Source organism: Serratia sp. CY47444, from assembly GCF_052168635.1.
Taxonomy (GTDB): Bacteria; Pseudomonadota; Gammaproteobacteria; order Enterobacterales; family Enterobacteriaceae; genus Serratia; species Serratia bockelmannii.
In genome coordinates this window covers 73,957-88,220 of the sequence record NZ_JBJNMH010000002.1, presented here as the reverse complement: position 1 = coordinate 88,220, position 14,264 = coordinate 73,957, and the positions used below count along the sequence as shown (strand labels likewise).

13 protein-coding genes are annotated in these 14,264 nt (G+C 58.5%); 5 read left to right on the top strand and 8 right to left on the bottom strand.

The features are described 5' to 3' along the window. Window positions 1-2: 2 nt before the first annotated feature. A complete protein-coding gene (kdpE, locus tag ACJ8IL_RS04555; protein WP_016928747.1) occupies window positions 3-692 on the top strand; it encodes a two-component system response regulator KdpE in 690 nt (229 codons plus the stop codon). Window positions 693-719: 27 nt separating this feature from the next. Here the strand turns inward: kdpE and ACJ8IL_RS04550 are convergent, their stop codons facing one another. The 4 genes from ACJ8IL_RS04550 to seqA form a co-directional block, all read right to left on the bottom strand. After that, the gene (locus ACJ8IL_RS04550) at window positions 720-1,019 is read right to left on the bottom strand and encodes a DUF3861 domain-containing protein (RefSeq protein ID WP_004939927.1); all 300 of its coding nucleotides are present in this window, start codon (window positions 1,017-1,019) and stop codon (window positions 720-722) included. Continuing rightward, window positions 1,019-1,660, bottom strand: coding sequence for a PadR family transcriptional regulator (locus tag ACJ8IL_RS04545; protein ID WP_197835344.1), 642 nt, complete (start codon window positions 1,658-1,660; stop codon window positions 1,019-1,021). The genes ACJ8IL_RS04550 and ACJ8IL_RS04545 overlap by 1 nt, the downstream gene beginning before the upstream one ends. Before the next feature lie 191 nt (window positions 1,661-1,851). Next, window positions 1,852-3,495, bottom strand: a complete 1,644-nt coding sequence (gene pgm / locus ACJ8IL_RS04540) for a phosphoglucomutase (alpha-D-glucose-1,6-bisphosphate-dependent) (protein WP_016928750.1) — start codon at window positions 3,493-3,495, stop codon at window positions 1,852-1,854. Between the two features lie 77 nt (window positions 3,496-3,572). After that, window positions 3,573-4,115, bottom strand: a complete 543-nt coding sequence (seqA, locus tag ACJ8IL_RS04535; RefSeq protein WP_025301864.1) for a replication initiation negative regulator SeqA — start codon at window positions 4,113-4,115, stop codon at window positions 3,573-3,575. Between the two features lie 224 nt (window positions 4,116-4,339). Here seqA and ybfF point away from each other — a divergent pair, with 224 nt between their 5' ends. From ybfF to fur, 4 genes are all read left to right on the top strand, one after another. Beyond that, window positions 4,340-5,101, top strand: a complete 762-nt coding sequence (gene ybfF, locus ACJ8IL_RS04530) for an esterase (RefSeq protein WP_442516369.1) — start codon at window positions 4,340-4,342, stop codon at window positions 5,099-5,101. A 256-nt stretch (window positions 5,102-5,357) separates the two neighbouring features. Then, a complete protein-coding gene (gene ybfE, locus ACJ8IL_RS04525; RefSeq protein WP_004939936.1) occupies window positions 5,358-5,645 on the top strand; it encodes a LexA regulated protein in 288 nt (95 codons plus the stop codon). A gap of 264 nt (window positions 5,646-5,909) precedes the next feature. Further along, window positions 5,910-6,449, top strand: a complete 540-nt coding sequence (fldA, locus tag ACJ8IL_RS04520; RefSeq protein ID WP_025301862.1) for a flavodoxin FldA — start codon at window positions 5,910-5,912, stop codon at window positions 6,447-6,449. A gap of 329 nt (window positions 6,450-6,778) precedes the next feature. Further along, the gene (gene fur, locus ACJ8IL_RS04515; RefSeq protein ID WP_019454058.1) at window positions 6,779-7,225 is read left to right on the top strand and encodes a ferric iron uptake transcriptional regulator; all 447 of its coding nucleotides are present in this window, start codon (window positions 6,779-6,781) and stop codon (window positions 7,223-7,225) included. A gap of 246 nt (window positions 7,226-7,471) precedes the next feature. Here fur and ACJ8IL_RS04510 read toward each other — a convergent pair whose 3' ends face one another. From ACJ8IL_RS04510 to glnS, 4 genes are all read right to left on the bottom strand, one after another. Then, window positions 7,472-10,129, bottom strand: coding sequence for a beta-N-acetylhexosaminidase (locus tag ACJ8IL_RS04510; RefSeq protein WP_442516368.1), 2,658 nt, complete (start codon window positions 10,127-10,129; stop codon window positions 7,472-7,474). Window positions 10,130-10,142: 13 nt separating this feature from the next. Next, window positions 10,143-10,469, bottom strand: coding sequence for a ChiQ/YbfN family lipoprotein (chiQ, locus tag ACJ8IL_RS04505; RefSeq protein WP_442516367.1), 327 nt, complete (start codon window positions 10,467-10,469; stop codon window positions 10,143-10,145). Between the two features lie 45 nt (window positions 10,470-10,514). Continuing rightward, complete coding sequence (gene chiP / locus ACJ8IL_RS04500) at window positions 10,515-11,918, bottom strand: chitoporin ChiP (RefSeq protein ID WP_025301859.1); 1,404 nt, start codon at window positions 11,916-11,918, stop codon at window positions 10,515-10,517. A 577-nt stretch (window positions 11,919-12,495) separates the two neighbouring features. Further along, on the bottom strand, window positions 12,496-14,160 hold the full coding sequence (gene glnS, locus ACJ8IL_RS04495) for a glutamine--tRNA ligase (RefSeq protein ID WP_025301858.1): 1,665 nt from the start codon (window positions 14,158-14,160) through the stop codon (window positions 12,496-12,498). Window positions 14,161-14,264 lie beyond the last annotated feature (104 nt).

The window sequence follows — 14,264 nt, the reverse complement described above, 5'->3', positions numbered from 1 at the left end:
ACGTGAGCATAACGCCAACCAACATTCTGATTGTTGAAGATGAAAAAGAGATCCGCCGCTTCGTGCGCACCGCGCTGGAGAGCGAAGGCCTGCGGGTATTTGAAAGTGAAACGCTGCAGCGCGGGTTGATTGAAGCCGGCACGCGCAAACCGGATCTGATCATCCTGGATTTGGGCTTGCCGGACGGTGACGGGCTGAGCTACATCCGCGATCTGCGGCAGTGGAGCGCCATTCCAGTGATCGTGCTGTCGGCGCGCAACGCCGAAGAGGACAAGATCGCCGCGCTGGATGCCGGCGCCGACGACTACCTCAGCAAACCGTTCGGCATCGGCGAGCTGCTGGCGCGGGTGCGGGTCGCACTGCGCCGCCACTCAGCTAACCAACAGGAAAGCCCGCTGGTGAGCTTTTCGGCGATTACCGTCGATCTGGTGAATCGCCGGGTGCTGCGCAACGACGAAGATCTGCATCTGACGCCGATCGAGTTTCGCCTGCTGGCGGAGCTGCTGGCCAACGCCGGCAAGGTGATCACCCAACGCCAGCTGTTGAGCCACGTCTGGGGGCCGAACTACGTGGAGCACAGCCACTATCTGCGCATCTACATGGGCCATTTGCGGCAGAAGCTCGAAGCCGATCCGGCCCGGCCCAAACACCTGCTGACCGAAACCGGCGTCGGCTATCGCTTCATGCCTTAACCCCGGTGGGCGCGGTTTGCCGCGCCTTTACGCCGCCGGGCCCTTCTTCAATCCGACCATAAATTCCTTAAACGCCTCGCGCAGCGGAGCGAACACCGGGTGTTTGCGGTTTTCGATCATCACTTCGGAGAACAGCTTCAATCCTACGGCGAAGGCCGCGCTCTGCTCGGGGCCGAAGTTCAGATCGTCACGCGCCCGAATGCGCTCGACGATCTCGAGAATATCGTCGTGGTTGGTCACCTCAAAACTCAGCGGTGCTTTCTCGACGGGGTTGCCCTGGCGATCGCTCAGGGCTTCAACGGTAATGTTAAAACGGTGGCCGGGCATCAGTTCTTCTCCTGCTGCGTGGGTTGAATATGCATTTCGCTTTCGATCGCCGCCACGGCGGTCAGCAACGCGGCGTTGATGCGCTCCACCTGCTGCGGCGTGAGATCGGCGCGCATCACGTTGCCGCGCAGCAGGCTGCGCAGACGGTTCATGGCGTCGTAGATGCCTTCCGCCAGGTTGCCGTGCCGATGATGCTCGCGGCCGGCGCCCGCCAGGCGCGCCAGAATGACGTCAACCACCTGTTGATGCTTTTGCAGCTCGCGCTCGCCCGCCACGGTGATACGGTAGCTTTTGCGGCCGTTGCCGGTGGTGAGCGGCTCAAGGAAATCCTGTTCTTCCAGCAGCGTCAGCGTGGGGTAAATCACCCCCGGGCTCGGCACGTACAGGCCGGATGACGCTTCCTCGATCGCCTTGATCAATTCGTACCCGTGGCTGGGCTTGCGCGCCACCAGCGCCAGCAACACCAGGCGCAGATCGCCGTGTTCGAACAGACGATGACGCCCGCCCCGGCCACCGCGCCCACCTCGGCCGTGCTCTTCGCCTTCGCCGCCGAAGTGATGGCGTCCGCCGCGATGACGGCGGCCCTCTTCGCACTCATGATGGTGGTGGTGATGCCGGTGTAAACCTAATCGATGAAACATAGGGTGATACCTCGCTTTAACAGTGAACATCAATACGAGGTTGTTTAGATATATCTAAACAGCGTCGATAGCGCTAATCTAGATCGATATATCTAAATGCGCAAGCACGTACCGTAAAAAAGATATATCTAAATTACAGGCATAAAAAAAGCGCTGTAAAAACAGCGCTTTTTATCCATCAAGAAAAGCGATTACTTGGCGGAAGCCAGCACTTCGCTGACGATCTCGACCGCTTCGTGCTCAATCTTCTCGCGGTGTTCCGCCCCGAGGAAGCTCTCGCAGTAGATCTTGTAAGCCTCTTCAGTACCGGAAGGACGGGCCGCGAACCAGCCATTGTCAGTCATCACTTTCAAGCCGCCGATCGACGCGCCGTTGCCCGGCGCCGCGGTCAGACGTGCGGTGATCGGATCCCCGCCCAGCGTACTGGCCTTGACCATCTCCGGCGACAGTTTGGACAGCGCCGCTTTCTGCGCATGGGTTGCCGGCGCCTGGATGCGGTTGTAGCTCGGCGCGCCGAAGCGCTTGGCCAGATCGTCATAATGATGCTGCGGGTTCTCACCGGTTACCGCGGTGATTTCAGCCGCCAGCAGGCACATGATGATACCGTCTTTGTCGGTCGACCACGGCTGGCCGTTGAAGCGCAGGAACGAGGCCCCGGCGCTTTCTTCGCCGCCGAAGCCCAGGCTGCCGTCGAACAGGCCGTCCACGAACCACTTGAAGCCGACCGGCACTTCCACCAGCTTGCGCCCCAGGTCAGCCACCACGCGGTCGATCATCGCGCTGGATACCAGCGTTTTACCTACCGCCACATCGGCGCCCCACTGCGGGCGATGTTGGAACAGGTAGTTGATGGCTACCGCCAGATAGTGGTTCGGGTTCATTAGGCCCTTCGGCGTGACGATGCCGTGACGGTCGTAATCCGGATCGTTGGCGAACGCCAGATCGAATTTGTCGCGCAGCGCCAGCAGGCCGGCCATCGCCGACTCGGACGAGCAGTCCATGCGGATGATGCCGTCATGGTCCAGGTGCATAAAGCGGAAGGTCTGATCGATGGAGTCGTTCACCAGCGTCAGATCCAGCTTGTAGTGTTCCGCCACCCGCTGCCAATAGGCGATGCCGGAGCCGCCGAGCGGATCCACGCCCAGCTTCAGGCCGGCGCGTTGAATGGCCGGCATGTCGACCACGTCAACCAGGCCTTCGACATAAGGCTGCACCAGATCTTTGGCATGCAGGTGGCCGCTGTTCCAGGCCTTATCCAGCGACTGACGCTGAACGCCTTTCAACTGCTGCGCCAGCAGTTCGTTGGCGCGCTTCTCGATCACCGACGTCAGGTTGGTGTCAGCCGGGCCGCCGTTCGGCGGATTGTATTTGATGCCGCCGTCTTCCGGCGGGTTATGGGACGGCGTAATGACGATGCCGTCGGCCTGAGCGCCGCCGCGGCGGTTGTGGCACAGAATGGCGTGCGATACCGCCGGCGTTGGCGTGAAGCCGTTGTTTTCCTGCACGATCACATCGACGCCGTTGGCGGTCAGCACTTCCAGCACGGAAATGAAGGCCGGCTCGGACAGTGCATGGGTGTCTTTGCCCACGTAGCACGGGCCGGTAGTGCCTTGCTGATGACGAACTTCGGCGATCGCCTGAGCGATGGCGAGGATGTGCGCTTCGTTGAAGCTGTGGCGCTGCGCGCTGCCGCGGTGGCCGGAGGTACCAAACTTCACCGCATGTGCGGCATTGCCGGCTTCCGGTTGCAGCACATAGTACTGCGACGTCAGCTGGGCTACGTTGATCAGATCGCTTTGGCGGGCGGGCTGCCCGGCACGTGGATTATTCGCCATCGACATATCTCCCTCATCCCTGTCGGTGACCGGGCAAATACGTCGCGCACGGCCATCATGACGGGCTGTTCGCTAAATTAGACGGTACCGCAAACTTTCTCGATCAGTTCCGCCGGGAACTGCATCGCCTGCATGATGTGTTCGATCATGCTGCGCTTGCGGCCGGTATTGGTATTGGTGATCACCCAGTAAGGGGTGCCCGGTACATGCTTCGGCTTGGTGTGCGTGCCGTTGGCCAGCAGGGTCTGCTGATCGCCGGCGAAATAGGTGCGGGTACGGCCGGTCAACGCCTCGGTAGCGGCGGCGAAACCGGCGGCATCGAGGGTGTACAGCGTGGACAGCACCAGCATGAAACGGTTGACCGCTTTGTTCTGCTCGGCGTATTCATCCGACAGCAGCAGTTCACGCACGGCGCGTACGCGATCGCGCGGACGCTGAGCCGGCACCGCTTTTTCCAGCTCGACGGACTGTGACGCACTGGCGGCAGGCAACGCGCGCACCGGTTGCCCGGCGGTGAATTTCAACATGCGGCGTAAAATATCGGACGCGCTTTCACCGATGTGTTGCGTGTGGCTGGCAATATAACGGTAAAGCTCTTCGTCGACTTCAATAGTTTTCATCTTTATCCAATACTGTTTTTTCTACTTAGAACCTGAAGCCAGATCCTGCATTCAAGCCATGGGATTATAAGGTTAAAAGCGCTGGGGCGAACACAACAATGTGCCTCCGGACGGCAAATGCAGACTAATACCTATAGCCGGCACTGCCAAGCCCGCGCCGCGAAAATTCCGCATGATTCATCGTGCGATTCAATCATGATACCCTAATCTGAATCTCTCTCAGTATGAACTTCGCCATGAAATTACATTATCAACTGCTGGCCGCCGAGTCAGACGCGCTGCCGGTGCTGCTGATCCACGGGCTGTTCGGCAATCTGGACAACCTGGGCGTGCTGGCGCGCGATCTGCATAAACAGCACACGGTGATCAAGGTCGATCTGCGCAACCACGGCCTCTCCCCGCGCGCCGACGACATGAACTACCCCGCCATGGCGCAGGATCTGCTGGCGCTGCTCGACGAACTGCAGCTGGAAAAAGCGATCGTCATCGGCCATTCGATGGGCGGCAAAGCGGCGATGGCACTGACCGCCATCGCGCCCGAGCGCATCGCCAGGCTGATCGTCATCGACGTCGCCCAAACCCGCCGCCACGACGAGATCTTCGCCGCGCTGAAGGCCGTCAGCGCCGCCGGCATTACCCAGCGCCAGGCGGCTGCCCAACTGATGCGCGACTACCTGCAGGAAGAAGGCGTGATCCAGTTCCTGCTGAAGTCCTTCCACAACGGTGAATGGCGCTTCAACCTGCCGGTACTGATCGAACGCTACGCAGACATTACCGGCTGGCAGGAAGTCCCGGCCTGGCCGCATCCGACTCTGTTCATTCGCGGCGGCCTGTCGCCGTACGTGCAGGACAGCTACCGTGCGGATATCGCCCGCCAGTTCCCGCAGGCCCGCGCACACGTCGTCGCCGGCACCGGCCATTGGGTGCACGCCGAAAAACCGGAAGCGGTGCTGCGCGCCATCCACCGTTTCCTCGGCGAAGCCTGAAAAACGCACTCACCTGGCGAAAAAACGCGCTAAAGATAACGGCTTAGCGCGTTTAGCCCGCAGTTAGGCATTGTCGCCGCTCCATCTGCTGGGGTAATATGGCGCGCTATAATTTTGCCGCCGCGCCAGCGCGTTCGCGAACGCCGGTTCGGAGGTGAATTTGGGTTAGGGTTTATTGGCCCGAAGTGTGTTAACCGATGCCTCCGGAAGCGTGCGAGCGCTTTTTGATGCAAACTCCCTTGCAGTACCGCTACCTATGGCAAAAGAACAAACGGATCGCACGACGCTGGATCTGTTCGCAGATGAACGCCGTCCGGGGCGCCCGAAAACCAACCCGCTTTCCCGCGATGAACAGCTTAGAATCAATAAGCGCAATCAGTTACGGCGCGATAAAGTGCGTGGATTGCGACGCGTAGAGCTGAAAATCAACGCGGACGCGGTGGATGCCCTGAACAAACTGGCGGAACAGCGCAACATCAGCCGCAGCGAACTCATCGAGCAGATGCTGTTGGCGCAACTGGCGGAAGAACAGCCGGAACATTGATCTCTTCGGCCGCACGCGCGGCGCGGCGTTAAGGACAACGCCGGATCGACCCCGCTTTTCTTCATTCTCCGGCATCGCATAAATGCGATAAAACCCCGGCGCCACTTTCTGGCATGATACGCATTTACCGGTAAGAGACTGCGCCTGTCGGCGCCCGCCCCGGAGGCGAAAGGCTCTTGCCATGGCATCATTTTAATCGGCGTCAGCGGCGGCAGTGCTGGCATCGAGTAATGCAATTACTTGAATTTAAAGGTTATACGCGATATGGCTACTGTAGGCATTTTCTTTGGCAGCGACACTGGCAATACCGAAAACATTGCCAAAATGATCCAGAAAATTCTCCAGAAACAGTTTGGCGACGACGTCTCTGAAGTGCATGACATCGCTAAAAGCAGCAAAGAAGACCTGGAAGGGTTCGATATCCTGCTGCTGGGTATCCCGACCTGGTACTACGGTGAAGCGCAGTGTGACTGGGATGATTTCTTCCCGACGCTGGAAGAAGTCGACTTCAACGGCAAACTGGTGGCGCTGTTCGGCTGCGGCGACCAGGAAGACTACGCGGAATACTTCTGTGACGCGATGGGCACCATCCGCGACATCATCGAACCGCGCGGCGCAGCCATCGTGGGCCACTGGCCGACCAAAGGCTACCACTTCGAGGCCTCCAAAGGCCTGGCGGACGACGATCACTTCATCGGTCTGGCGATCGACGAAGACCGTCAGCCGGAGCTGACCAACGAGCGCGTGGACGCTTGGGTCAAACAGATTGTCGAAGAGCTGAGCCTGGCCGATATCGTCGGCTAAACCCCGGCACTGGCGAAAGGTTGAACAAAGGCCCTGTAAAGTGCATAGTGTGCCGACAGGGCCGTCATCGGCAACAGGGATTGCTGCGATAGAAGCTACAGATTTGTAACTTCCCACCCCGTCACGGTAGACTGAGATATCGGTTTATCCCATCCATCAAGGCGTTGCATGCAAAACATGCAATAGTGCAATTATATCTTTGTTAACAACCGGCGGTTTCCATTTAGTACAACCGGTTCTATAATGAGACGCATTAACTCTTTGTGCCGACCGATGCCACAGGCGAGTACGCCTCAACTTGATTAGCATAGTAACAGGACTGAATTCGCATGACCGACAACAACATCGCATTGAAGAAGGCCGGCTTAAAAGTCACGCTTCCGCGACTCAAAATCCTGGAAGTACTGCAAAATCCGGAATGCCATCACGTCAGTGCGGAAGATTTGTACAAAAAACTGATTGATATGGGCGAAGAGATCGGGCTGGCAACGGTTTATCGCGTACTGAACCAGTTTGACGATGCGGGCATTGTGACACGTCACAATTTCGAAGGCGGCAAGTCCGTGTTCGAGCTGACCCAACAGCATCACCACGATCACCTGATTTGCCTGGACTGCGGCAAAGTGATCGAATTCAGCGACGAATCCATCGAAGTGCGCCAGCGTGATATCGCCAAGCAGCACGGTATCAAGCTCACCAACCACAGCCTGTACCTGTACGGCCACTGTGAAACCGGTGACTGCCGCGAAGACGAAACGCTGCACGACAAGAAGTAAGCCCTGACCGGCTTTGAAAAACCGCCTCACACCGAGGCGGTTTTTTTATGCCCGCCGTACAGCAGACAAAAAAATCCCCGGACAAGCCGGGGGAAAATCATGTCATGAAATATCACAATTGCAGCGGCACAGCGACTCCACGTACTACTCTCACTACAACGTCCGCCCTACGCCGACACGCGTGGGCGAACGCATTCCCCCTTCGTTATACGGCCGCCGCCAGGGCAGCGGGCCGTTGCACCGGGCTTAGACCTTCTCGGCGCGGCTGTAGCGTTTGCCGTCCGGGCTGACCGAACGCACCTGCACGTCACCGGAGATCGCCGGCTTGGCCTTGGCATCATAGCGCTGCCACTGCTTGCCACCGTCGGTGGAGTACTCGATGCCCAACCCCGGCAGCGCGATATTCGCCTCCAGCTTGCCGCCCGCTACGCGTGCGCCCGGCACCGGCAGACGGTAAGCGACGCCGCCCTTGTCCAGCTTGGCCAGTTCACGCTGGCCCAGGATATTGGCAAAGCGCAGCCAGTCTTTCTCCAGCGTCTTGGTATCGACAAAGTGGGTTTCCCCGCCTTTGTATTCGCGGCCGGCGCGATAGTCCTGCTCCCAACCGGCGCGGTGCCAGGCACGTTCTGCCACCGAGAGCGCGCGTGGGAAGATCATGTATTCCATCTGCGGGTCGGTGCGCTGGGTTTCGCTCCACAGCTGAGCGGACAGCCCGTAGGCGCCCGGCCACGGCTTGTCGCTCTTGGCGTTGAAGTGGTTGCCGTCTCGGTCAACCGAGGTTTCCGCGTTCTGCGGCATGTTGTCCGGCGCGAAGCTGAACACCTTGCGCTCGTCGCTGAAGCGGGTGCCCCAGTAGTAACCGCGCTCGTCCGGGTTCACCTCGTAAGGGAAGTCCATATAGACGTAGTCCGGGTTGGAGACCACCACTTCATACCCTTTGTTGGCCCAGTCGTTGACGCTATCGAAACCGCCCCAGTACAACGTGTCCCAGAAGTTGACGCCCACGCGCGAGGTGGCGAACGCCTTCGCGCTCTCGGCGTCTTTCAGGCCGTCTTGCCAGGCCTGCATTCTGTCGATGCCGTGCGCTTTCACCAACTTGCTGACCTCTTGGCCAAAGTAGCTCGGCAGGTGCTCCATGTCGGCCACCTTGCCCTCTTTGATCATCGTCTGGCAAACCTGCGACTTGGCCCACGGCTTGTCTTCGTTGCTCTGGTCGATGATGCCTTTGCCCGGCTCCGGTTTCGCCTTGTCGGTATAGCCGGCGCCCAGGCGAATGTTTTTCGCTTCGTCGCCACCGAAGTGCCAGGTCTTGATCGGCTGGCCGGCTTCTTTATGCATCTGGGCAATCTCGCCAATCACCTTGTCGACAAAGCGCTGGGAAGAATCCAGACACGGGTTCAGGTAGCTCTGGCGGTTAAAGAATTGCACGGAGGTGGTGTTGGAGGTATCGGTCGGATCCACCAGGCGGAACTCGTTGGCCTCCTGCTCTTTGCCGGCGGCATGCAGTTTCTTGTAGCGCGCTTCCATCGAGACCACCGCCGCGCGGGCGTGTGCCGGCATGTCGATCTCCGGGATCACCTCAATCTGGCGCGCCTGGGCATATTTGATGATGTCGATATAGTCCTGACGGCTGAAGAAGCCGCCGTAGACGTCCGGCCCCTGGCCGTACTGCGGCAACAGGCAGGTGGTTTCGCTCAGATCGTGGCAGCGCTGGCCGCCGACTTCCGTCAGCTCCGGCAAACCGGGGATCTCGATGCGCCAGCCTTCGTCATCGCTCAGGTGGAAGTGGAATTTGTTGAGCTTGTAGGCCGCCATCTGATCCAGCAGGCGCAGCACCGCATCCTTCTTATGGAAGTTGCGCGCCACGTCGAGGAAAATGCCGCGATACTGGAAGCGCGGCGCGTCGCTGGCGTCCAGCGTGGCGATCTTGCCGCTGCCGTCGCTCGGCACTAACGACAGGATCGACTGCAGCCCGTAGAACACCCCGGCCTGATCGAAACCGATCACCCGCGCCTCTTTCTTGCCAATTTTCAGCTCATAGGCGCCCGGCACCGCCATCGCGCCTTTAAATTTGCCCGGCTGGATGTCGGTCTTGATCGGGTAACCGTTGGCCTGAACCGGCACGCCCAACAGCGCGAAGCGCTGGTTGACGACGTCCGCCGCCGGCTTGACCAGCGTGCTCAGATCCGGCGATACCCCTTTGCGCAGATCGGCGTCCTGCGCGTGCACTTTCACCTGCATCGGCGTCGGCACGATCTGGCCGCGCAGCGCACCGGCAGGCAGCGTCTGCAGATCGGCATTGCTGACAAAGCGCGAAGCCGGCGTCATCAGAATGTTTTTGTCGTCCTTGGTGCGCTTCCACTGGTCGCCGGTGAACGGCGCCACAAACTGATCCAGGTTTTCGGTGTCGGTATTCGCCAGCATTTTCGGCTTAGCGTCGCCGGAGGTGGCATACCAGCGCGGCAGGAAGTCGTTTCTGAACAGCTGCCAATATTCGGCGACCACCGGGATTTCCACCGCCTTACCGGCCGGGAAGCCGCTGAATTTGGCGGTCGGCTCCAGCTTGTACAGATCGCCGGTGAGGTGAGCGATCTTGAACTGGTCGTTGTCTACCCGCAGGGTCTGGCGCGGGCTGTGGAAATAGATGACCCAGTCTTTGCCGTCGATCGCCTGGCCGTCGTTGCTGAGGGTGAACAACACCCGGTTGCAAGAGGCCCAGTCAGCGCCCAGCGCCGCGCAATCCACGCCGTTTTCGCCGGCGCGGTTATCCAGCATTTTCACGTTCAGCTTCAGCTGGCTAAGCTGATCCACCAGCTGTTGATCGGCCATGGCGCTCCCCATGCAGCCCAGGAATCCCATCGTTGCCGTCAAGGCGGCAAGCGCGCTCAGTTTGAATGCGTTCATCTTCTTATCCTTCTTAATTATTGTTATCGCGAATTTCTTGCCACAGCTTGACGCACTTGGCGTCGTAAGCCTGACCGTTACCGCTGTGCACCGCCATAATGCAGTTCTGATAATCCATCACCCGCACCGTTTCCTGCGCGGCGAACTGCTGGTGCTGCTTCTCTTGTTTCAGCACGTTCAGCACCGCCTTACAGGGCTGCAGACGCTCCGGCGAGCCTTCGGCAGTGTTGATGCAGGCGCTGTAAGCCTGCTTCAACTTGGCGTCTTCCGGCGGCGCGGTGGGTTGCGCGCAGGCGCTCAGGGCCGCAGCGGCCGCCAACATCAGCATGATTTTTTTCATCGTTGAATTCCCTTAACTGCCCCGGCGGCGAGGCCGGGGAACGCATCAGAAGATGGTGAATGGCGCGATGACCATGAACTTGACGTCTTTCTCGTCCTGGAAGATGTTGCCGTAACCGCCGCCCCAGCTCGGGATGTTGGTGTGGTTGTCATACTGGGTGTAGTGCAGTTTGATCAGGGTGCCCTTGGCGCGCCCTTCCTGGATGGTATACATCGCGTCCAGGCTCCAGGCGCTCTCTTTCAGGCGCTGGCTCTGATCGTAGATCGGGTTGGTGCTCGGCTTGGCGTCCCAGGCGTAAACGTAGGAGCCGCCGACCGCCATGCCCGGCAGGTTCCAGTTGCTGAGGTCATACATCACGCCGGCGTACACCGCTTTCTCGCCGTTGGCGTTAAAGTCGGAGCGGTTATCCCACCACACGTCCAAACGACCGTTGGACGAAGCGTAGGTCGGGGTCATGCGCTGCAGGAAGAAGCCCTGGTTGCCTTCCGCCTTGACCATGGTGCCTTCCAAACGCCAGTTGAACTGCCCGGTGGTGTAACCGAAGGTCAGCGCCTGCAGCCAGGCCAGACCGTCGTAGATGCTGTTCGGATCGTTCTTGTCGCTGATGCGGTCTTCCGCACCGTAGAACTGATAACTGGTGGTCAGCGGGTTGCCCAGCAGATCGAATTTGTAAGACGCCTTGGTGAAGTATTGATTCACATACCCCTGTGCCTGGCCGAAGGCAGCTTCCAGCACCAAATCGTTTTTGAAATCGTACTTGGCGCCCAGCGAGTGCAGGTAGGAGACGCGGGTTTTCTTATCGTTCTGGCGGAAGTCATCCACCTCGATATGCCACGGCGCCTTGTATTTGTCGGCCCACATGTAGGAGAAGCTCAACGCGCCGGCATCGCCGTAATCGAACTTGGCGCCGGCTTCAGCCCCCTGATAGGTGCCCGGCATAAAGCTCCAGTGCGGCGCCAGCAGGGTTTGGCCGCTCGGCTGAATGTAACCGGCACGCGCCCAGACCGGGCCGTATTTGAATTTAGCGGCGGCTTTGTACAGGCTGACGCCACCTTTGTCACCGGAATAGTCTTCGTCGTAGGTACGGTTTTTAGAGGAGAATGCGATCTCGTTCGGGTGGCCGCTGGCGCTGGATTCCGCCAGCTCGATGGCGGTAAAGGCGCCGACGTCCAGACCGAACATGTCCCAGGCGTAGCCCGACGCGAAATCCAGGCTCAGGTTGGCGGTGGAGTGCGACAGGTTGGTGGTGTATTGGTTGTAATCCTTGCTGTCCGGATTGAGATCTTTACGGTCGCGCTCACGTTGCCAGTAATAAATGCCGCCGGTCAGCGTGGAATCATCGATAAACCCTGCGGCTTTCGCCTCAGGCGCCATGGCAAACCCTGTTCCCAACAGCGCGCCCGCGACTGCGAGCGCCAGCGTTTTACGCTGAGCACCGTGCGTACCCATAGTGAAATTCCTCTTTGACTTAACTTAAAAGTTGCAGCCGCCTGTGTTCACCACTGCCCTGCACGACTGCCAATAAAAAACCCGAACGGGTAAAAAATATTGCCGACGAGATGTTATTCCCACAGCACTAATTGCTACAGACAGACTATTTTTCGCGACGCGAATTATCAAATGAAAAATGCGGAAGATTTGTCAAAGTATGACAAGGAGCACATATCAGTGATATTTTGTTACGCCGGCGATCATGGAAGGTGTCGAATAAAAAATTCAATTAAATCAGAATAAATTGAGATACAAGGTCAACCAGAGACGATTAATGGTTTCAGCCTGACTAAATTCGTCAGGCAGACGATAAAAATTGAGAGCGCTCTCTAAATGAAATTAATTCGCATCACGAATATATAAGTGAAAATTAAGATTAGTAAGGCCAATATCAGAAAACTTATGGCCTCACGCGCTGCGATTAATTAAACGCAGCCCAGATAAATGTGAGAGGAATAGATTATTCGCTAAATCGCAGGTATAAAAAAGCGCGGCCTAAGCCGCGCTGATTCATTAATTTTCGAGGCGAATAAGATTAGCCTTCGATTTTCGCCCAGGTGTCACGCAGGCCGACGGTGCGGTTAAATACCAGATGCTCGGCCGACGAGTAACGGTTGTCGGCGCAGAAGTAGCCTTCACGCTCGAACTGGTAGGCTTTCTCCGGCTGTGCGGCCGCCAGGCTCGGCTCAACGAAGCCGTGCTTGATCACCAGCGATTCCGGGTTGATGGTGGAGAGGAAGTCCTCCGCCGCGCCCGGGTTAGGCACGCTGAACAGGCGATCGTACAGGCGAATTTCCGCCGGCAGCGCGTGCGCCGCAGACACCCAGTGGATCACGCCCTTCACCTTGCGGCCGTCGGCAGGATCTTTGCTCAGCGTTTCCGCATCGTAGCTGCAGAAGATGGTGGTGATCTCGCCCGCTTCGTCCTTCTCGACGCGCTCGGCCTTGATCACGTACGCATTGCGCAGACGCACTTCTTTGCCCAGCACCAGACGCTTGTACTGCTTGTTGGCTTCCTCGCGGAAGTCGGCGCGATCGATATAGATTTCGCGGCTAAACGGCACATCGCGGCTGCCCATTTCCGGTTTGTTCGGGTGGTTAGGCATGGTGACCATTTCCACCGCATCGCCCATGTTCTCGATGACGATTTTCACCGGATCCAGCACCGCCATGGCGCGCGGGGCGTTCTCGTTCAGATCGTCACGGATGCAGGATTCCAGCGCCACCATCTCGACGTTGTTGTCTTGCTTGGTCACGCCGATGCGCAGGCAAAACTCGCGGATAGAGGCGGCGGTATAACCGCGACGGCGCAGACCGGAAACGGTCGGCATACGCGGATCGTCCCAGCCCTCAACGATCTTCTCGGCCACCAACTGGTGCAGCTTGCGCTTCGACATGATGGCGTATTCGAGGTTGAGGCGCGAAAACTCGTACTGACGCGGGTGGCAAGGAATGGTGATGTTATCCAGCACCCAGTCATACAGACGGCGGTTATCCTGGAATTCCAGAGTACACAGCGAGTGGGTGATCCCTTCCAGCGCATCGGAAATGCAGTGGGTGAAATCGTACATCGGATAGATGCACCATTTATTGCCGGTCTGGTGGTGTTCGGCGAACTTGATGCGGTACAGCACCGGATCGCGCATCACGATAAACGGCGAAGCCATATCGATCTTGGCGCGCAGGCAGGCGGCGCCTTCGGCAAACTCGCCGTTGCGCATCTTCTCGAACAGCGCCAGGTTCTCTTCCACGCTGCGATCGCGGTACGGGCTGTCTTTGCCCGGCGCGGTCAGCGTGCCGCGATATTCACGGATCTGCTCCGGCGACAGCTCATCGACGTAGGCCAGGCCCTTGGAGATCAGCTCAACCGCATACTGATGCAGCTGATCGAAATAGTCTGAGGAGTAACGAACGTTGCCGCTCCACTCAAAGCCCAGCCACTCCACATCGTGCTTGATTGACTCCACGAACTCGATGTCTTCTTTCACCGGGTTGGTGTCATCGAAACGCAGGTTGCACTGGCCCTGATAGTCCTTGGCGATGCCGAAGTTCAGGCAGATGGACTTGGCGTGGCCGATATGCAGATAGCCGTTAGGCTCCGGCGGGAAGCGGGTATGTACCGACGTGTGTTTCCCCGACGCCAGATCTTCATCGACGATCTGACGGATAAAATTGGTTGGGCGGGCTTCAGCCTCACTCATTTCACTGTTCCTCAATGCAAAGCGCTACACATAACCGCCTATGATCCAACAAGCCACGTCTGGAAACAACCGTTTGTTTCACGAAAAATGCGGCGCGTTGCACC